Here is a 15,692-nt window from a genome sequence, read left to right as displayed (position 1 = left end):
CGTCAAGGCTGGGGTAGGATGCCCTGTTCCGTGACACCTGTCGGCATCGTCTGGCCCGAACCAAGCATCGGGCGATGATGACGGTGAGTCTTTCCTACGCGTCCACTGTGCAAATGACTCTCACAGCTTCTTGAGAAACACAAGGGGCATGCTTTCGATCTCGAAAACCTTGCCGCCGCAGTCGATCGCTACTCTTGCGCTCGGCTGCCTGCACCACTTGACGGCAATGACAAGGCACATGAACCCGGCGAAAGGACCGAGCACGATGTCAGCCCTGTCGCCGTCGACAAAGGTCTTGTCGGCTGCGATGCGTGGCGCTTCTCCGTCACCTATCATCCTGAAAATCTCCACATCCTCGTCACGCACCACATGGTAACCGCTGTCGCCGCCGACGATGTCGAGCACATGCTCCACCTGCTTCAGGCCAAGGAATGCGTCTGCCGTCGGCACGCAATGCACCAGGATATAGCCGGGGAAATACGGACGATCCGGAGCGTCGACACGAACGCCCTTGCGGATCCTGAACTGGCCCTTGTCCCTTGGTACAAGCGTCGTCACCTTCGCATCGGCAAGCGACTTTTCCACAGCAAACTCGCGTCCGGACCACACCTGCAGGCAGAACCAACGGGCCGATTCGGGCATCGCGTCGACGAGATCGGCCGACGCGGATTGCAGCATCGCTTCCTTCATGCCGAATTGCTGCGCAGCACGGTCCTGCCTCGAATAGACGCGCTCGCGCTCGCCTGCCGACAATTCCGCCTCGATCATCGGCCTGTAATTGATCTTCCGTCCCGTGATCCTACGCTGCATCGTCATTGCCCTTGCCCTCGTTCAGTCGCATCTGGAATTCCGCCATCGCATCCTCCGGCTCACCCGGCGGCAGGTAGAGCCAGTCGAATTTCGTCGAAGGCCAGGGCCAGCCATGCCGTTCGAACATCGCCTGCCAGCGTGCGGCGGTCCCGCTGTCCCGATGCACAGCCGAAAATCCTTCCGAGAGCGGCAGGAGGTGAACCGGCACCAGCGACGGTTTCATGTCCGCCGCCATCGCCGCAGCCTTCGGCCAGCCGTATTTCGCCCGCCGCTCGCGCTCGATTTCCCGTGCCTTGTCGGCGTCGCGCATCTGCATCTGCTGGAACGAGGTGAGCGCCGGCCATGCGGTCGCCATGGGCTTGGAGACTTCCGAGAGGAGAAGGGCCATCCACGGCCGGCTCATCGCGTTGTGCATCTGCGGAGCTGCCGCTTCCGGCTTCGGTTCCGCCACGTCGTCGAAGAGCTTTTCCCGGAAATAGGTGGACGGCGCCGGCACATGGCTCTTGCGCTGCGCCTTCAGCATCGCGAACCAGGCATCGCGGCGTCGCTCGGCCCGCTCCCGCTCATCCGCCGTCAGGTTGAACCATTCGCGCTTCGCCTGTTCCTTCGGCATGCCAGCGAAACCAGGCCAATCCTTGATCGTCCTCCAGAAGGCCCGCTCAATCGCCTTCCGATCTTCCCCGTCAGGCTCGCGCGCGCCCTCTCTCGAATTTACGGGTTCTATTACTGGTTCCCTTACAGGTTCTATTGAGGACTCAGGAGTCCGGTTCAAAGCGCCACCAGAGTCCGGTTCAATGGTGCAATCCTGTCCGGTAGACGCAGCGGTTGAACCGGACAAATTGTCCGGTTGATTTTCGGGTGTTTCCGCAGGCTCGGCGCGGCGGAACCCGGGCTCGAAAGCAAGGCTATAGCGATTGGCCTTGCGGTTCTTTCCCTCACGCGCCTCGGTCCAGTTGATCAATCCCTTGTCGCGCAGGGAGGCCAGCGAGCGGCGCACGGAACGCTCGTCGATCTCGCAGGCGTCCGCAAGGTAATCCTGCTTCGGATAGCACCCGTAGATCGGGTTGTGACAGTCGGCGAGATGCCAGAGCACGCGGGCTTCCGTGCAGGAAATCCCCCTGATCTTGACCGCCCACATGGTCGCTTCGTGAGACATCAGGCGGCCACCTCAAGCGCATGCCCGCCCCATTGCGCGGCCATCGCATCAGCAATGCCCGGATATGTCCTGGAGCGGATTTTCCAGCGGTCAGGTCCGGGCGTGGCACGATGCACGCGCGACCACCGCTTATGTTCGTCGGTACCGGATTTCGGCGGCGTGAGCCGATTCGTCGCGACGAGGGAGGGGAGATTGCGAAGATAGAACGATGTCGCCTTGAAGGCTTCGTTTCCGAACCACCACGGCTGCACGGTCTGGGCCGGCGCCTGATAATTGACGATTCGGTCCTTCGCATAGTGATGCATGACGGGGTTCTCGATCGCCACGCGCTCGATCGGGGCGTTCCAGCAAGCCGAAAACAGCGCCGCGCCTTCGTCCAGTTCTGCCCACATTTCTTCGCGCGTGCGGCCCGGCGGCGGCACCTTCAGCCACCGCACACCCGAATTGCAGAGCCGCGTGCAGGGCGGATGCATGACGGCGAGCAAATCCCATCCATCGTCCAGAATGTCGCGGATATCACACCGGATATGCCGGTTGCTGCCGTCGTCTGCCGGCAGGAGGTCGCAGGACCAGACATCGTGCCCGAGGTTCGCAAAGGCGAGCCTGACGACGCCCGAAGTCTCGCATCCGATCAGAACACGCATCACCGCCTCCAGACGCCATAATCGGCGCAGACATCGCGCACGGTGTTCTCGCTTCCGAGAAAGACCGGCGGTTGCGTCCGTCCGGAAAAGACCGAGAGGAATATCCTCCCCGTGCGGGTTACCTCCGCCAGCTCCTCCGCCGAAAGCTCCCAGCACGAGACCGAGCAGAGGCCGTTCGTGAATGTGTGAAGATCCTGCACGGTCTCCTCCTGGCCCTTCGGAGCCCTGAGCACCATGTTCGCGCCCTGAAATGCGACAGGCTGTCCCATCCGTTTCCCTCTCAGCGTGGCGGCAGGCCGTCCGCCACGCGCCAGAGGCGACCGTTGGCGGTTGCGAATGCCATGTAGTTCATGAGATTGCCGTCCTCGCGCCGGTCCTCGCGGAGAACGGAAAGCATGGTTTCGAGGTATGAAAGCCCCTCGCGAAACCCGCTCAGCCGCAGGGTGCGTCGGATGAAGGCTTCCTCGGTCACCAGCGTCGCCAGAGGGCAGGCAAGCAGCCAGGCGGCCGTCTCCTGTTGCGTCGCGCAGTCGGAAATATCGGGGCGCAACAGACGATCGCTCACCGGCCCAGCTCCCGTTCGATGCGGCGACCGAGCAGGCGCAGGGATTCGAGCGATTGATGCGCGGCATGATAGGCCGGGCGGAACTCGTCCAGCGCCTTCATGACCGCGTCATGCGCCGCCTTCACGTCGCACCAGTGCCGCTCGACCTCGTCCCGCGCCGTCAGATACTCGTCGAACAGCGGGTTCGATCCCTCCGGACCGAAGAACTGGTCGCGTACTTGCGCAACCCAGTCGCGCGGCACGCCGAGGTCTTTCGCCACCATCGCATCGCACCAGGGAGACTTGTAGCAATCCTTGCCGTAGACCTCGTCTAGCTTGTCGTTGATGATGCGGCGGTCGTCGCGGGTCATCTCGCGTGGCTTTTCCGCGCGCGGATTGTCCGCCTGCGGTTTTGCCGCAGCGGTCATGTCGGCCATAACCTTCTCCTTTTTGGGCTTCCTGCGGCGGGCGCATTCGGGGCAGAGGTCCTTACGGGCACCGCTGCCGACGCTCCATTTCATTCCGCGAAAATGTTCGGCGATCGAATGCAGCGGGCGGCGTATGCCAATCCGCTTTTGCGGATAGAATCCCACTGCCGCGCAGGATGAGCATTCGATGCGATAGGCGACAGCGGTGACGCCACCGGCCTCGATTCGCTGTTCGGGAAAGGTCCGCTCACTCATGTGCAAGCTCCATTTCCCGAAGGCTTTGCTGTCCGCCGACCCTGCTGGTAGAGGTCACGAAAAAACCCGGCAGGCCGCACGCGGCGAGCTGCATCGCATTGGCTTCGCCGAAGGCGGCAAGCACGATCGGCGCTCCGGAATTCGCGGGCTGGCGTTTTCCGTCGATCGTATGGAAATGCAGCCGGTCGGCCAGGAACAGGATCGCGTCCGCGCGCTCCCAGATCGGACGGAACCAGTCGGCCTCGGTGCGGGCGTGCACGAGGCAGATACCGTTTCCATGCTCGGCGAGCTTTCCGATCCACCGGCCGACCTGATAGCGATCGAAGGGAGGATTGAGCCAGACCCTGCCCCCCCATGGCTGCGAAAGCCCATCATCTTCGATCGTGAAATGCCGCTTTGCCGTTGCCCACGGCTGGCCGAGCGCAGCACACGGATCGAGGTCGAATGGCCCGAGACGGTGGATGATGAAGGGCGGCGTCAGATGCGTCTGACTCTTGCCGACGGTGCGCTGATGGGAACCGATGGTCACCGTCGGCCCTCCCGTTGCCAGCGGTAGAAATCGGCCCGAAGCTTCAGGAAGCGCCCGCGCGCCGCCTGGTCGGAATTGAGCTCAGCCTTGGAGGAGATGCCGAGCATGCCTTTCATGCGCGTTTCGGCGGAAAGCGGCGAATTGATCAGTCCCTCGATCCCCCGGCTTTCGAGGAAGTTCCAGAACCTGCGGTTTTCGCAGAGTTGCTTTGCCTGAAATCCGAAGTTCTCCGCCCGCTTCTTGCCGATGAGCCCGTCGAGTTGCGCCTGCAGTTCCCTGACCCGCTGGACCGCGCGCCCCACGAAGCCGAGGAAGAAAAACAGGTGATCGAGCGCACCGGCGACGAGTTCCTGTTCGTCGGGCAACGCCTCGTGATGCATGGTGAGGATCTTCACTTCCTCGCCGGTCGAGCGCAGCGCGAAGAGATGGATGCCTTCCTCGTCGGCCTCCATGTTCCACTGGTCGCCCGTCAGCCGGTCGGCAATGCCGCGCAGCTTGTCGAGCTTCAGTTTTTCCCTTTCGCGGTCGGTGAGCGGTGGCAGCGCGTTCATGCGTCACTGCCTTCGCTGCGCGCCTTGCAGGCGCCCGCAATGATCTTTCCGAGGACAACGCCCCCGACGAACAGGAGGAAGGATTCCAGATTGTGACCCTGCCGGGCGAGATCAACCGCAAAGAACCAGATCAAGAGGTCGGCAATGCCGTACCTGTCCCTAAAGACAAAGCGAAGAAGCGTCATGCCGCCTCGCTTTCCGCCGCGTCTGCCGGCAGATGGTCTTGCCAATCGACGCGGCTGATCACCGTCTGGCTACCATAGGTGCCGTCCGGCTGCTTTTCCCACACAAACCAAGCGGTGTTCATGCGGCTGGAGGCTTCGTTGCCGTCCCAGCCTTCCCGGTGCATCATCGGCAGCCGGCGCTTGAAGACGTGGATCCGCGCCGGCGGGCTTTCGTCCATGGCGAAATTGCGGTCGGGATCGTCGAACCCCGCGAGGAAGTTGAGGTTCAGCAGCAGCGCCATCTTCTGAGGCCGGTGCACCCGCAGCGCATGCGCGACAAAGGCGTTCAGCACCTCGCCATAGGGCGGATTGGTGATGATGTCCGGTTCGGCTTCGTTGCGCTCGGTCTGTAGGAAATCGCAGACATCCTGGACCACACCTTCCTGATCGGCCGTGCCGTAATCGACAAGATCCGAGAGAATGACGCCGAAACCTTCGGCCTCAAGATGGCGAGAAATCGCGCCCTTGCCGCAGGCCGGCTCCAGAATCCACAGCTTGAACCGCTCCAGCGCCAGCAGCGTATGAATCGCCTCGGGCGGCGTCTGGTAAAGGTTTTTGCCCCGCTCTTCCTTCGTTGCGGAGGCGGTCCCGATTGCGGCGCGAAGGTTCGCCTTGCTTGGCTCCAGCCCCGCCGCGATGCGGGCCGCAATCGCACGCTCGACGATACCCGGAGCACCGCGCTCGGCATCCGCCATGCGCCGCGCCTCAAGGATTTCCTTGCGCGAAAGGCCGGTGTCGTCGTGGGTTAACCCGTTCCCCTCGGAAACGGCTTTCGGTCTGCCCCCCTTGGAGACGAGCCCCGCCGCCTGCGCTGCATCCCACTCGGCGGCGATCGCCATCTTGGCGCGGGCTTCGATCAGCAGCGCGTCGCCCTGCAGGCGGCGGGCCTTGGCACAAAGCGCTTCCGTCGCGCCGAATTTTTCCGCGAAGGTCGCTTCCGTCTTCGCCTGCGCATAGGCGCCGGCCGCAACGATCCGCGCCCGGATCACGTCGCCCTCGTCGAGCAGCGCGCGCGCCCGCTCCACCGTGGCGACGAGGCCGGATGCATCAATTCGTTCCGCCACGGCATGATCAGCCGCAACCGCCGGAACAGATACGGCCGCGCCCTCGTCATCCTCGGGCTTGACCCGAGGACCATCCAGCCATTCCAGCATCTGCCGGGCCTTGTCGGTCGGATACCAGAGGGACGCCTGTTTCCGGTCCCGGTCGAGGTAGCCGTAAGCGTTGCATTTCGCAGCCGCGGTACGTTCTGGCTGCTTCTTGCCGTCGTCGAACGAGCCGGTCTCGACCGCCGAGCGGACGATCGCCAGGGCACGCGGGCCGGGAACCGTGAACGGTTTTGGCACGTGGTAACCCATCAGTGCGCCCTCGCAAGCTTTGCGAGATAGGCCCGGCCCTCGCCCGTGATGTGGAACAGCGCCGCATCCATCTGGTCGCGCTTCAGGTAACCGCGTTTCACGCAGGTGCCGGCACGCTGCTCTTCGGCCCGGCTTTCCGCATAGAGGCTGCCCTCTCCCTCGATCGAGACGCGGCGCAGGAAGGCGATTGCGGCGCCGCCGATCGGCTCCATGGTCCGCGTGGTCATGGCGCGTCGCCTCCGACGATCTTGAGGCCGGACTTTTCGCCGTGGCGGGCGCGGATGGATGCGATCTTGGCGCGCAGGGTGTCGGTAGCGCGGTCGAGCGCCGCCGCCTCGCGATCGATCTCCGCGGCCTCGGCAGGCGTCACCTGCCCGTCGGCGATCGCTTCGGCCACGGTGAGCCCGAGCGAGGCTTCGCTCACCCTGACATGCGCATGGGCGACGAGGATGTCGGCGCTGCAGTCCGGCCGGGCTTCCGGATCGGTGAGCCGGCGCCCGGTGACTGAAGCCATGACCTCGGTGACAAAAGGCTGGCCGCAATCGGCCTCCAGCTTGGCGATCGCGGTGAGCGGCATCAGGGCTGGGTCGTAGCGATCGTTCCAGCGGCCCACCGTGCTCTTGCCGTATCCGGCCTTGTCTCCGGCGCGGTCGATACCGCCGCAGGCTTCGATCAGATCGAACTGCGCGGCCTTCAGGCGGATCAGAAATGCGTCCATCGTGGTTGCCTCCCAAGAGGTCAGAATCTCAAGACAAATCCATGCCCGACGCCGGGAAATCCGGCCGGGTTTTCCCGTGGCGGGAAGAAGTTCCAAGGTGCGAATGTCGGGGCGTTACGAGATCACGGGGGACCACATGCCAGAGGCAGGAAAGGAAACGGGCGGGACGGCCCGCAAGACAAAGTCTGTCCCGCCCGAGGTTTCGCGCATGCCAGGGAGGAAAAGCGCATCGCGCGATGCACGGCGGCAGACCGGGAGGAGAGGAGGCCGCCGCCGTATGGGGTGCGAAGGCGCGTCATTCAGCGGCCTCCGCGATCTTCGTCGACGACGCGGGGCGAACAACGCCTGCCGGCCAGTCGAAACCTTCGGGCCAGTTGTCGGAAAGCCACTGCACCGCGACATCCAGTCGACGCACGCCGATATCCGACCCTTCACGAATCTGACCGATCCGCTTGCCGTCACGGAACATCCGAGACGACAGCGTCGCCTCCGCGATACCGGCGGCGCGGCAATAGGTTTCGGCAAGTAGCAAGAACGAGGAAATCAGCGTCATGCCAGTCATAATGCGGGATAAATACCGCACATGTCAACGGGACATGTCCCGCTCGCCGGAAGCCTCGATTGCGGCAATAATACCGCACATGGCAAATCTTTTGAAAAGTCAAATCCTTGAGCGCGTCGAAGAACGACTGAAAAAGGTCGGGATAAGCGAACGCAGAGCCGGCATGCTTGCAGCCAACAAGCCCGATCTCGTGCGTGGCTGGCGGGCGAAGGATGCGTTGCCGCGCATAGACAGCCTGATCCAGATTGCTCCCGTCCTGGAGACGACGCCGGAATATCTGGCCTTCGGCATTGAGACGGAAGCGAACCAGAGCGTCCCGAAAATCTCCTGGGTGAATGCCGGTGCCTTCGGCACGGCCGATCCGGTCGTCGACATCTCGGACGCCCCGCGCGTCGAGGTGGCAGGCCTCGGCGACGGCGAGTTCTATGCGCTCGATATCATCGGGGATTCGATGGACCGCATCTCGCCGGAAGGCTCGGTCATCATCGTCAACCGCAAAGACAAGCGCCTTGTCCAGAACGCCTGCTATATCGTTCTGGACGGCCATGGCGGCGCCACCTACAAGCGTTATCGCCAGAGCCCGACGCGCTTCGAACCGGTTTCGACCAATCCGGCACACGAGCCGATCTTTCCCGACAACGACAATATTCCGGAAATCTTCGGCCGGGTCATCATGACCATCGTCCGGATGTAAATCGCCCGTCACCTGCCTTTCCACCTACGCGCCTGGCCCTGATCGGAGCCGGGCGCGTCGCGTTTTGGATGGGCGCTTGCCGAATCAGAAGCCGACGCGGCGCTTATCCCGCAAAATGCCAATCGGGAACGAAGCAGGAAACATGCGGTATATATACCGTATTTCTGTTGACGCGGGATAAATACCGCATTATCGTCTCTCCTTGTCCGGCAACGACCCCCTTGCCGGCTATCCCCCGCCGAGAGAGGCCGGCGCGCCTGCTACCCCCATGGGCGCGCCGGTCGAGCGGGAAAACCCAACCAAGGAGAGAGCCGTGAGCCGTATTCTGAAGACCAACGCCCGCAACATCGAAACCGAGATGTTCGATCTTTACCGCGAACGCGGTGCCATGACCGACGCCGACCTGATCCGCGCCGGTTTCACCCAGGAAGAAATCGCAGCGCACGCCCCGAAGGTAGCGGCCCGCATCCGCGAGGCCGGACAGGCTGCGGCATGAACGCCCGCGCCGTCACGATCCAGCCTTTTGCAACGGCCGGCCGGAGTGAGCGCCACGCCGATCCCGATCTGCTCGACATCCTCGCGACCGTCCATTTCTGGCGGTTGCGCGCGGTCGAATTCACCCTTCTGAGCCTGATCGTCTTCTGGCTCTGCTTCGCCATCGCCTGCCGCCTGTGATGGGCGGCAGGCATTCGTTTGAACGGGGACCTGACCCATGAAGATCATACGCGATGCGAAAGTGCTGATCGGCCTTCTCGAAAGGGGCGATCTCAACAGGGAGTTTTCCGACACCCTGCACAATACCCAGAAGGCACTTACCGAACTGGTCGCGGCCCAGCCGAACCGCAAGTTTTCCGCCACCGTCAAGCTGGAATTGAAGCTGACGGCGGCAGGCGACACGATCGAGTTCAATGCCGAAATCCCCCCCGTCAAGCTGCCGAAACTGCCGCGCCGCTCGACGGTCTATTTCGTTCTCGACGACGGCAACATTTCCACCGAGCACCCCCAGCAGATGGACATGATCGGCGGTCCCTACGAGATCGACCACAACCGGCCGGGCATCACCCGACCGTCCTGACCCTCCCCCTCAACCCTCGTCATCCACGGGCCTGACCCGAGGAACAATCTGGAGAATTTAGACCATGGATCAACTGTCCAATTCTGCCATCGGCGCCGTCGCCGAGCTCGCCCGCGAAAAGAGCTTGGCCGTGACGACCATTTCCGCCCCGTCCGGAGCGAAGGGCATTCCGACCTCCATTCCCGTCCTGCTCGACCCGAAGAGCGGCGAGGCTACCGGCATCAAGTCGCTGTTCGATGACTGGCGAGTCACGCCGGAACACAAGAAGGGCGTTGCGCGCGTCACCACGCTCGAAAGCTTCATCGATCTCACCGAGCGCCACAAGACCGAGCATTCGGTCATCTTCGCGGACACCAACTGGAAACAGCCGCGTTTCGTGTCCATCATCGACTATCACCAGATGAACATCGAAAACGAGGTTGATGGCGGCGGCAGCTTCACCACGCTCGGAGCCCCCGACAACGGCAGGCATCGCATCGAATACGCCTTCCCGCTTTCCGAGGAATGGCAGGCGTGGGTCGGCTGCAACAAGAAGGCAATGAACCAGGTCGAGTTTGCCGAGTTCATCGAGGACCGGATTGGCGAGCTCGCCGCGCCGCACGAGGACGAGATCACCTATTGGGAGGGCAAGCTCGGCGGCAAGATGGGCTATCCGAACGAGCTGCAGCTTTTGTCGCGCGGCCTGAAGATCCATGCTCAGACGCGCGTCTCGAATATCGTCACCCTGTCGAGCGGCGAGGGCGAGATCAGTTTCGAGGAAGAACACCGCGACATGAAGGGTGACAAGCTCATCATTCCGTCGCTGTTCATCATCCAGTTGCCGCCCTTCTTCCAGGGCGAAGCCACCCGCGTACCCGTGCGGCTGCGCTATCGCGCCAAGGAAGGCATCACCTGGTTCTATCAGCTCTATCGCCCGGATCAGTACATCACCGAACAGGTGATGCGCGACCTCGCCCGCGCTGAGAGCGCCACGGGCCTGCCGGCCTACCAGGGCGCCCCGGAAATGTCCGCCTGATCGTCATCCTCGGGCCTGACCCGAGGACCGCTTCGGTGTCCGGCGCTCCTCCCGCGCGCCGGCATCCCAAACGGACCTTTGGAGGATGCCATGGGCAAACAGACCTATCGCGTGGAAAAGAAGCTGAAGGAATTCGAATTCGACGAGGAAGCCGTTCGCGAGGCCTATCTCGCAGGCGAACCGCCAAACGCGATCGCCCTGCGCTACGGCGGCAACAATGCCCATGCGGTCGCGAACTTCATTTCGTACCGCAAGCAGCAGTGGCTGAACGAGGCGCGCTACAGCCGTCTACAGGCCGATGAAATCCGCATCGTCCTGCCGCGCCGCGTCGCCGACCGTTCCGGCGGCAGCTACGTGATGCCGATCTCGCTCCCGCGCATCTCCATGCACATCGCAGCCCTGCAGGAGACCCGCCATGTCTGACCGCTTTTTCGGCTGGAACACGATCTACGGCGTCGAGGGCGAGCATTCGACGCCCTATCTCACCCGCATCTGGTTCGGGCGCTTGCGCCTGCACATCTTCCATCGCGGCGATGCAGATCCGGATTGCCACGATCACCCGTGGGATTTCTGGACCTTCCCCCTGACATCCTATGTCGAGGAGGTCGCGACCCGCGCCTTATTCGGTCACTATGAAATCAGCCGCCAGCTTGTCCGCGCCTTCCGCCTGCATTATCGGCCGGCAACGCATATCCATCGCGTCATCGGCAGGTATGCCGGTGCTGGTTTCGAGCGCGACGAGGGCGAGACAGGCGAATTGCTGACCAACGGCCGCCGGATCATCACCCTGGTCTGGACCGGCAAGAACCGACAGCCGTGGGCCTTCCTGAAGCACCGCGACGGACAATGGTGCTGGACGCCGTGGCGGGAATATATCTTCCGCGGCGGCAAGCACGCCCCTTGCGAGCCGGTCGAAGCGTCCGGCCTGACGGGCAACCGCCCGCAAACCTTCATGCTCGACGAGCTCGCCACGCACGCAATCGCCGGCCTTGAATGGATCGACCGCCCCGTGACGGTAACTGGCGGCGATTACCAATACGACGGCCATCTGCTTTTGAGCTTCCCGAAGGGCGAGGGTGGCCCGATCCGCTACGTCGTCATGGACCAGAACCGCCGGCTCTTCATCCACAACGCAACACAATGCGGCCTCGCGCCGGAAACGACGGAGGCCGCGTGATGGCTGAAAACTCCCCGATCTCATGGACGCGCCACACCTGGAACCCCTGGATGGGATGCACAAAGGTCTCGCCGGCCTGCGACGGCTGTTATGCCGAAGCGCTGATGGACAAGCGTTATGGCAAGGTGAAGTGGGGACCGCACGCCGAAAGGGTGCTGACGTCGCCGGGCTACTGGAAGCTCCCGTATCGCTGGCAGCGGCAGGCTGAGTGCGACGGCGACCGACCCTTCGTCTTCTGTGCATCGCTTGCCGACATCTTCGACAACCAGATAAATACACATTGGCGCGCCGACGCATTCGAGGTCATGCGCCGTACTCCAAACCTCGTCTATCTCCTGCTGACGAAACGTCCCCAGAACATCATCAAGCTTGTTGCAGAAGTCGGATATCTGCCGACGAACGCGGCCATCGGCGCCACGATAGAGGACCAGCAGCGGGCGGATATCAACCTGCCGGCGCTCGATCGGGCGTTTCGCGCCCTGCCCGCAGCGTTCTCGTTCGTATCCTGCGAACCTCTGCTTGGCCAAATCGTCATACCGCCGCACCTGATGCCGCATTGGGTGATCACCGGCGGTGAGACCGACCAGGGCGGCCACAAGGCCCGGCCGACGCACCCGGATTGGTTCAGATCGTTGCGGGATCAGTGCGCGGCTGCCGGCGTTCCGTTCCATCACAAGCAGAACGGCGAATGGGTTTCCGTTTCGGAAGTCGCCGGGCCGGGCGCGCATTTCACGTTTGAAGACGGCGCCACCGTGCGGCGCGTCGGCAGGAACCTCTCGGGCCGCACGATCGATGGCGTGACCCACGATGCATTCCCGGAGGTGCGCCATGGATTTTGACGAGGGCCTGCCACGCAAGCTGGCCGCGCTGCTGGAGGGCGATTTCGCCGAAGGTTATGCGCAATTCAAGGAAATCGTCGATTTTTCGGAATCGCTGGAAGGCCTGTCGGCCAGCGACAAGGCGGTGATCTACCTCTACCAACTCGTCTCCACCGCCATGATTGAAGGGCTCAACCGCGGCGAGGAACGTTTCGAGATCGATCCGACCGAAATGTTGGTCTGCCTCTGGGCAGCGACGGGCACAGCTCTGGCGCTGGTCAATATCCAAGCGTTCAAAACCGAAGGCATGGGCATGGTGAAGAAACAGACCCGCACAACGGTCATGGACAATTACCAGGCTTTTGTGAAGCACGCGATCGACGAGGAGAGGAGGGCGAAGTGATGGCACGCCGCGCCGGCATCCGCGCCACCGATATCAAGACGACGCTCGCCGCTCTCAAGGAGAGCGGTCTAACGCCGTGCGCGCTGGACACCTTGCCGGACGGCGGCATGCGGTGGCATTTTGTCCCCCTGAAGGCGTCCGAAGAGGACGATATCGATCGCGAAATCAGGGAGAATGAGGACAGGTGGTCCAAGTCGAGCTAAAAGGCATCCACACCGTCAAGATCAGGAAGAACGGCCGCATCTTCGTCTATTATTATGCTTGGCGAGGTGGGCCGCGGTTGGAAGGCGTCCCCGGCACGGCCGGTTTCATGGCGTCCTATAACGAAGCCATCGAAAGCCGGCACGCAGTCGATGACACAAAACTCCAATCCGTCATCAACCATTACAAGAAGACGGAATTCCCGAAACTTTCCGATTCCACCAGGCGCGTCTGGTCGCCTTGGCTCGACAGGATCTCCGCGCATTTCGGCCAAATGCGGACAGCGACATTCAATCACCATGAGAAGATCAGGCCATCCATCCGGCGCTGGCGAAACCAGTACGCCGAGACGCCTCGCACGGCCGACCTCGGCATGCAGGTCCTGTCCCGCATTCTTTCGCATGCGGTCGATCCCTTGGGAAAGATCGCCTCCAACCCCTGCGAGGGCATCAAGCACCTCTACACCAGCTCCCGCGCCGAGATCGTTTGGACCGATGACGATATAGCCCAGATCAAGGCGATCGCCTCCGATGAAGTCTGTTTCGCCGTCGACTTGGCCGCTCACACCGGCTTGCGTGTCGGCGATCTCGTGCGCCTTTCGTGGTCGCACGTCGGCGAAGACGCGATCATCATCACGACGGGGAAGAGCAAGCATAGGCGGGAAGCCGTCGTTCCGCTGTATGATGATCTCCGGAGTTTGCTGAGCCGGATCCCGAAGCGATCGCCGGTCATCCTGACGAACAGCCGCAAGAAGCCATGGACCAGTGACGGTCTCGCAAGTTCCTTCTGGACGGCGAAGGTCGAGGCCAACATGCAGGAACGGGATCTGCACTTCCACGACTTGCGCGGCACCGCTGCGACGAAGTTCTACATCGCCGGCCTGTCTATCCGCGTGATCGCGGAAATCATGGGCTGGGAAGAGGAATACGTCGAGAAGATCATCAAGCGCTACGTCGCCCGTGGAGCGGCGACGCGTGAGGCGATTCGGCAGATCAACGATGCCCGCCAGCGCCGTGCCGGCGAGGCGAAAAAGAACGAGGGATGAACAGGCAGGTGTAAAACTGTCTGTAAAACCACGGTCTGTTCTGAAACCAAGAATTCGCCGGAAGTGCCTGAGGATCAAGGTGGAGCGGGTGAAGGGAATCGAACCCTCGTATTCAGCTTGGGAAGCTGCTGCTCTACCATTGAGCTACACCCGCTTGCGGGTTGAGACTTTCAACAGATGGGGCTGCGTGTCAAGCGTTCCCGCTTTCGATCATGTACGAAAATGTTTGGAGAGCTTCAGGCCTTGTGCCTGATAGTTCGAACCGACACCCGTCCCGTAAAGCCCTTCCGGCTTTTCCTGCATATGCTCGTAGACGAGGCGTCCGACGATCTGGCCATCCTCCAGGATGAAGGGCACTTCATGGCTGCGCACTTCGAGCACCGCCCGGCTGCCGCGGCCGCCTGCGGCTTCATGGCCGAAGCCCGGATCGAAGAAGCCGGCATAATGGACGCGAAATTCGCCGACCAGCGGGTCGAAGGGTGTCATCTCGGCTGCATAGAGCGGCGGCACATGCACGGCCTCTCGCGAGACGAGGATGTAGAATTCATCCGGATCGAGGATCAGTTCGGTGCGACCGCGGCTATAGAGCGGCTCCCAGAAATCGAAGATGTCGTGCTGGGCTTTCTTGTCGACATCGACCACCGCCGTGTGGTGCTTGCCGCGATAACCGATCAGCCCCTCTTTGTCGCCAGTGAGATCGATCGACAGCGCGATGCCGCCGCCCGAAACGTTCGGCTTGGTGGCGGCGACGAGAATCTGGTCATTGTGGAGTTGCAGTAGCTCCGGCTCGCCGAGCAGGGCATTCCCCACCCGGAAGCGGATCTGCGACAGGCGCGAGCCGCGGCGCACGACGATCGGGAAGGTGCGCGGCGAGATTTCGAGATAGAGCGGGCCGGAATAACCGGCCGGGATCTTGTCGAATTCCTGCGCGTAGTCGGTGATGACGCGGGTAAAAATGTCCAGCCGGCCGGTCGAGCTCTTCGGGTTAGCCGAGGCCGACATGCTGGCCGGCAGGTCGAGCCTTTCCATCAGCGGCACGATATAGACGCAGCCGGTTTCAAGCACCGCGCCTTCCGAAAGATCGATCACATGCAGTTTCAGACGGTCGAGCTTGTCGGATACGAGGTGCGTGGGGCCAGGCATGAAGCTCGCGCGGACGCGGAAGGCTTTCGTGCCCAGGCGCAGGTCGAGACTTGCGGGCTGGATCTGATCGACGTCAAGCTCTCGCTCGGAGGTGAGCCGTCCACTTTTGAAAAGCGCCGCAATCGCGCGGTCCGCCAGAATGCCTGTTTCGCGAGCCATCATGTCTCTTCCGTATTTCAGGTGACAAAACCAAATCGAGACCATTGACGCAAGAAGGCAGCGGGCGTATGGCAGCTTTATCCCGTGGTGATTTGGCCGGTCGGCTTGCAGCCACGTTAAATAAGTGGCTAAAAAGACCGGGTGCCAAACCGGTCTGCTTTTGCGGCCGGTTTTTTTGTTGTT

Annotated in this window: 25 protein-coding genes, 1 tRNA gene and 1 riboswitch; of the genes, 11 read left to right on the top strand and 15 right to left on the bottom strand. The window is 62.4% G+C overall.

Features of this window, described 5'->3' with window-relative positions; all coding sequences use genetic code 11:
* Window positions 1–120: 120 nt before the first annotated feature.
* The 13 genes from nusG to QEO92_RS00655 form a co-directional block, all read right to left on the bottom strand.
* On the bottom strand, window positions 121–816 hold the full coding sequence (gene nusG, locus QEO92_RS00715) for a transcription termination/antitermination protein NusG (RefSeq protein WP_227701817.1): 696 nt from the start codon (window positions 814–816) through the stop codon (window positions 121–123).
* The gene (locus QEO92_RS00710; protein WP_227701816.1) at window positions 800–1,966 is read right to left on the bottom strand and encodes a helix-turn-helix domain-containing protein; all 1,167 of its coding nucleotides are present in this window, start codon (window positions 1,964–1,966) and stop codon (window positions 800–802) included. The genes nusG and QEO92_RS00710 overlap by 17 nt, the downstream gene beginning before the upstream one ends.
* Complete coding sequence (locus QEO92_RS00705) at window positions 1,966–2,610, bottom strand: hypothetical protein (protein WP_227701815.1); 645 nt, start codon at window positions 2,608–2,610, stop codon at window positions 1,966–1,968. Before QEO92_RS00705 ends, QEO92_RS00710 begins: the two co-directional genes overlap by 1 nt.
* Window positions 2,610–2,879, bottom strand: a complete 270-nt coding sequence (locus QEO92_RS00700; protein WP_227701814.1) for a hypothetical protein — start codon at window positions 2,877–2,879, stop codon at window positions 2,610–2,612. The genes QEO92_RS00705 and QEO92_RS00700 overlap by 1 nt, the downstream gene beginning before the upstream one ends.
* Window positions 2,880–2,890: 11 nt before the next feature.
* Window positions 2,891–3,175, bottom strand: coding sequence for a hypothetical protein (locus QEO92_RS00695; protein ID WP_227701813.1), 285 nt, complete (start codon window positions 3,173–3,175; stop codon window positions 2,891–2,893).
* A complete protein-coding gene (locus tag QEO92_RS00690) occupies window positions 3,172–3,837 on the bottom strand; it encodes a hypothetical protein (protein WP_227701812.1) in 666 nt (221 codons plus the stop codon). Before QEO92_RS00690 ends, QEO92_RS00695 begins: the two co-directional genes overlap by 4 nt.
* Complete coding sequence (locus QEO92_RS00685) at window positions 3,830–4,366, bottom strand: DNA N-6-adenine-methyltransferase (RefSeq protein ID WP_227701811.1); 537 nt, start codon at window positions 4,364–4,366, stop codon at window positions 3,830–3,832. Before QEO92_RS00685 ends, QEO92_RS00690 begins: the two co-directional genes overlap by 8 nt.
* Entirely contained in the window at window positions 4,363–4,917 is a 555-nt protein-coding gene (locus QEO92_RS00680) for a hypothetical protein (protein ID WP_227701810.1), read from the bottom strand. Before QEO92_RS00680 ends, QEO92_RS00685 begins: the two co-directional genes overlap by 4 nt.
* Window positions 4,914–5,102, bottom strand: a complete 189-nt coding sequence (locus tag QEO92_RS00675; RefSeq protein ID WP_227701809.1) for a hypothetical protein — start codon at window positions 5,100–5,102, stop codon at window positions 4,914–4,916. Before QEO92_RS00675 ends, QEO92_RS00680 begins: the two co-directional genes overlap by 4 nt.
* Window positions 5,099–6,499 (bottom strand): TRM11 family methyltransferase, encoded by a 1,401-nt coding sequence (locus QEO92_RS00670; RefSeq protein ID WP_227701808.1) that lies wholly within the window; start codon window positions 6,497–6,499, stop codon window positions 5,099–5,101. Before QEO92_RS00670 ends, QEO92_RS00675 begins: the two co-directional genes overlap by 4 nt.
* The gene (locus QEO92_RS00665) at window positions 6,499–6,726 is read right to left on the bottom strand and encodes a hypothetical protein (RefSeq protein ID WP_227701807.1); all 228 of its coding nucleotides are present in this window, start codon (window positions 6,724–6,726) and stop codon (window positions 6,499–6,501) included. Before QEO92_RS00665 ends, QEO92_RS00670 begins: the two co-directional genes overlap by 1 nt.
* Window positions 6,723–7,217: a hypothetical protein gene (locus QEO92_RS00660; RefSeq protein WP_227701806.1), complete on the bottom strand. Its 495-nt coding sequence runs from the start codon at window positions 7,215–7,217 to the stop codon at window positions 6,723–6,725. The genes QEO92_RS00665 and QEO92_RS00660 overlap by 4 nt, the downstream gene beginning before the upstream one ends.
* A gap of 295 nt (window positions 7,218–7,512) precedes the next feature.
* Window positions 7,513–7,770: a hypothetical protein gene (locus QEO92_RS00655; protein WP_227701805.1), complete on the bottom strand. Its 258-nt coding sequence runs from the start codon at window positions 7,768–7,770 to the stop codon at window positions 7,513–7,515.
* A 172-nt stretch (window positions 7,771–7,942) separates the two neighbouring features.
* Between QEO92_RS00655 and QEO92_RS00650 the strand changes: the two genes are divergently transcribed.
* The 11 genes from QEO92_RS00650 (at window position 7,943) to QEO92_RS00600 (ending at window position 14,207) form a co-directional block, all read left to right on the top strand.
* Window positions 7,943–8,473, top strand: coding sequence for a S24 family peptidase (locus QEO92_RS00650; protein WP_227701804.1), 531 nt, complete (start codon window positions 7,943–7,945; stop codon window positions 8,471–8,473).
* 313 nt (window positions 8,474–8,786) lie between these two features.
* Window positions 8,787–8,969 carry a hypothetical protein gene (locus tag QEO92_RS00645; RefSeq protein WP_227701803.1) on the top strand — a complete coding sequence of 61 codons (183 nt, stop codon included), beginning with the start codon at window positions 8,787–8,789 and terminating at the stop codon, window positions 8,967–8,969.
* Entirely contained in the window at window positions 8,966–9,148 is a 183-nt protein-coding gene (locus tag QEO92_RS00640; RefSeq protein ID WP_227701802.1) for a hypothetical protein, read from the top strand. The genes QEO92_RS00645 and QEO92_RS00640 overlap by 4 nt, the downstream gene beginning before the upstream one ends.
* A gap of 37 nt (window positions 9,149–9,185) precedes the next feature.
* Window positions 9,186–9,548 (top strand): hypothetical protein, encoded by a 363-nt coding sequence (locus tag QEO92_RS00635; RefSeq protein WP_227701801.1) that lies wholly within the window; start codon window positions 9,186–9,188, stop codon window positions 9,546–9,548.
* Window positions 9,549–9,612: 64 nt separating this feature from the next.
* Window positions 9,613–10,563: a DUF2303 family protein gene (locus QEO92_RS00630; RefSeq protein WP_227701800.1), complete on the top strand. Its 951-nt coding sequence runs from the start codon at window positions 9,613–9,615 to the stop codon at window positions 10,561–10,563.
* A 90-nt stretch (window positions 10,564–10,653) separates the two neighbouring features.
* Window positions 10,654–10,986 carry a hypothetical protein gene (locus QEO92_RS00625; RefSeq protein ID WP_227701799.1) on the top strand — a complete coding sequence of 111 codons (333 nt, stop codon included), beginning with the start codon at window positions 10,654–10,656 and terminating at the stop codon, window positions 10,984–10,986.
* The gene (locus QEO92_RS00620) at window positions 10,979–11,740 is read left to right on the top strand and encodes a hypothetical protein (RefSeq protein WP_227701798.1); all 762 of its coding nucleotides are present in this window, start codon (window positions 10,979–10,981) and stop codon (window positions 11,738–11,740) included. Before QEO92_RS00625 ends, QEO92_RS00620 begins: the two co-directional genes overlap by 8 nt.
* Entirely contained in the window at window positions 11,740–12,579 is an 840-nt protein-coding gene (locus QEO92_RS00615) for a phage Gp37/Gp68 family protein (protein ID WP_227701797.1), read from the top strand. The genes QEO92_RS00620 and QEO92_RS00615 overlap by 1 nt, the downstream gene beginning before the upstream one ends.
* Window positions 12,569–12,961, top strand: a complete 393-nt coding sequence (locus QEO92_RS00610; RefSeq protein ID WP_227701796.1) for a hypothetical protein — start codon at window positions 12,569–12,571, stop codon at window positions 12,959–12,961. Before QEO92_RS00615 ends, QEO92_RS00610 begins: the two co-directional genes overlap by 11 nt.
* Window positions 12,961–13,164, top strand: a complete 204-nt coding sequence (locus QEO92_RS00605) for a hypothetical protein (protein WP_227701795.1) — start codon at window positions 12,961–12,963, stop codon at window positions 13,162–13,164. The genes QEO92_RS00610 and QEO92_RS00605 overlap by 1 nt, the downstream gene beginning before the upstream one ends.
* Window positions 13,146–14,207, top strand: coding sequence for a tyrosine-type recombinase/integrase (locus QEO92_RS00600; RefSeq protein WP_227701794.1), 1,062 nt, complete (start codon window positions 13,146–13,148; stop codon window positions 14,205–14,207). Before QEO92_RS00605 ends, QEO92_RS00600 begins: the two co-directional genes overlap by 19 nt.
* 80 nt (window positions 14,208–14,287) lie before the next feature.
* Here the strand turns inward: QEO92_RS00600 and QEO92_RS00595 are convergent.
* Both QEO92_RS00595 and QEO92_RS00590 read right to left on the bottom strand, forming a co-directional pair.
* Window positions 14,288–14,361, bottom strand: a tRNA-Gly gene (locus QEO92_RS00595).
* Window positions 14,362–14,417: 56 nt separating this feature from the next.
* Complete coding sequence (locus tag QEO92_RS00590; RefSeq protein WP_227701793.1) at window positions 14,418–15,512, bottom strand: 2'-deoxycytidine 5'-triphosphate deaminase; 1,095 nt, start codon at window positions 15,510–15,512, stop codon at window positions 14,418–14,420.
* Between the two features lie 71 nt (window positions 15,513–15,583).
* Window positions 15,584–15,662, top strand: a riboswitch (SAM riboswitch).
* Window positions 15,663–15,692 lie beyond the last annotated feature (30 nt).

This window comes from Neorhizobium petrolearium, from assembly GCF_029854435.1.
Taxonomy (GTDB): domain Bacteria; phylum Pseudomonadota; class Alphaproteobacteria; order Rhizobiales; family Rhizobiaceae; genus Neorhizobium; species Neorhizobium petrolearium.
This window is presented reverse-complemented; position numbering and strand designations above follow the sequence as displayed.

What these genes read in the sequence shown, in the direction of transcription:
- QEO92_RS00640 (WP_227701802.1), top strand. Translation starts at nt 8,966, where the DNA reads ATGAACGCCCGCGCCGTCACGATCCAGCCTTTTGCAACGGCCGGCCGG.
- QEO92_RS00605 (WP_227701795.1), top strand. Translation starts at nt 12,961, where the DNA reads ATGGCACGCCGCGCCGGCATCCGCGCCACCGATATCAAGACGACGCTC.
- QEO92_RS00705 (WP_227701815.1), bottom strand. Translation starts at nt 2,610, where the DNA reads ATGCGTGTTCTGATCGGATGCGAGACTTCGGGCGTCGTCAGGCTCGCC.
- QEO92_RS00700 (WP_227701814.1), bottom strand. Translation starts at nt 2,879, where the DNA reads ATGGGACAGCCTGTCGCATTTCAGGGCGCGAACATGGTGCTCAGGGCT.
- QEO92_RS00635 (WP_227701801.1), top strand. Translation starts at nt 9,186, where the DNA reads ATGAAGATCATACGCGATGCGAAAGTGCTGATCGGCCTTCTCGAAAGG.
- QEO92_RS00690 (WP_227701812.1), bottom strand. Translation starts at nt 3,837, where the DNA reads ATGAGTGAGCGGACCTTTCCCGAACAGCGAATCGAGGCCGGTGGCGTC.
- QEO92_RS00620 (WP_227701798.1), top strand. Translation starts at nt 10,979, where the DNA reads ATGTCTGACCGCTTTTTCGGCTGGAACACGATCTACGGCGTCGAGGGC.
- QEO92_RS00625 (WP_227701799.1), top strand. Translation starts at nt 10,654, where the DNA reads ATGGGCAAACAGACCTATCGCGTGGAAAAGAAGCTGAAGGAATTCGAA.
- QEO92_RS00650 (WP_227701804.1), top strand. Translation starts at nt 7,943, where the DNA reads ATGCTTGCAGCCAACAAGCCCGATCTCGTGCGTGGCTGGCGGGCGAAG.
- QEO92_RS00710 (WP_227701816.1), bottom strand. Translation starts at nt 1,966, where the DNA reads ATGTCTCACGAAGCGACCATGTGGGCGGTCAAGATCAGGGGGATTTCC.
- QEO92_RS00610 (WP_227701796.1), top strand. Translation starts at nt 12,569, where the DNA reads ATGGATTTTGACGAGGGCCTGCCACGCAAGCTGGCCGCGCTGCTGGAG.
- QEO92_RS00670 (WP_227701808.1), bottom strand. Translation starts at nt 6,499, where the DNA reads ATGGGTTACCACGTGCCAAAACCGTTCACGGTTCCCGGCCCGCGTGCC.
- QEO92_RS00615 (WP_227701797.1), top strand. Translation starts at nt 11,740, where the DNA reads ATGGCTGAAAACTCCCCGATCTCATGGACGCGCCACACCTGGAACCCC.
- QEO92_RS00660 (WP_227701806.1), bottom strand. Translation starts at nt 7,217, where the DNA reads ATGGACGCATTTCTGATCCGCCTGAAGGCCGCGCAGTTCGATCTGATC.
- QEO92_RS00675 (WP_227701809.1), bottom strand. Translation starts at nt 5,102, where the DNA reads ATGACGCTTCTTCGCTTTGTCTTTAGGGACAGGTACGGCATTGCCGAC.
- nusG (WP_227701817.1), bottom strand. Translation starts at nt 816, where the DNA reads ATGACGATGCAGCGTAGGATCACGGGACGGAAGATCAATTACAGGCCG.
- QEO92_RS00655 (WP_227701805.1), bottom strand. Translation starts at nt 7,770, where the DNA reads ATGACGCTGATTTCCTCGTTCTTGCTACTTGCCGAAACCTATTGCCGC.
- QEO92_RS00630 (WP_227701800.1), top strand. Translation starts at nt 9,613, where the DNA reads ATGGATCAACTGTCCAATTCTGCCATCGGCGCCGTCGCCGAGCTCGCC.
- QEO92_RS00665 (WP_227701807.1), bottom strand. Translation starts at nt 6,726, where the DNA reads ATGACCACGCGGACCATGGAGCCGATCGGCGGCGCCGCAATCGCCTTC.
- QEO92_RS00680 (WP_227701810.1), bottom strand. Translation starts at nt 4,917, where the DNA reads ATGAACGCGCTGCCACCGCTCACCGACCGCGAAAGGGAAAAACTGAAG.
- QEO92_RS00590 (WP_227701793.1), bottom strand. Translation starts at nt 15,512, where the DNA reads ATGATGGCTCGCGAAACAGGCATTCTGGCGGACCGCGCGATTGCGGCG.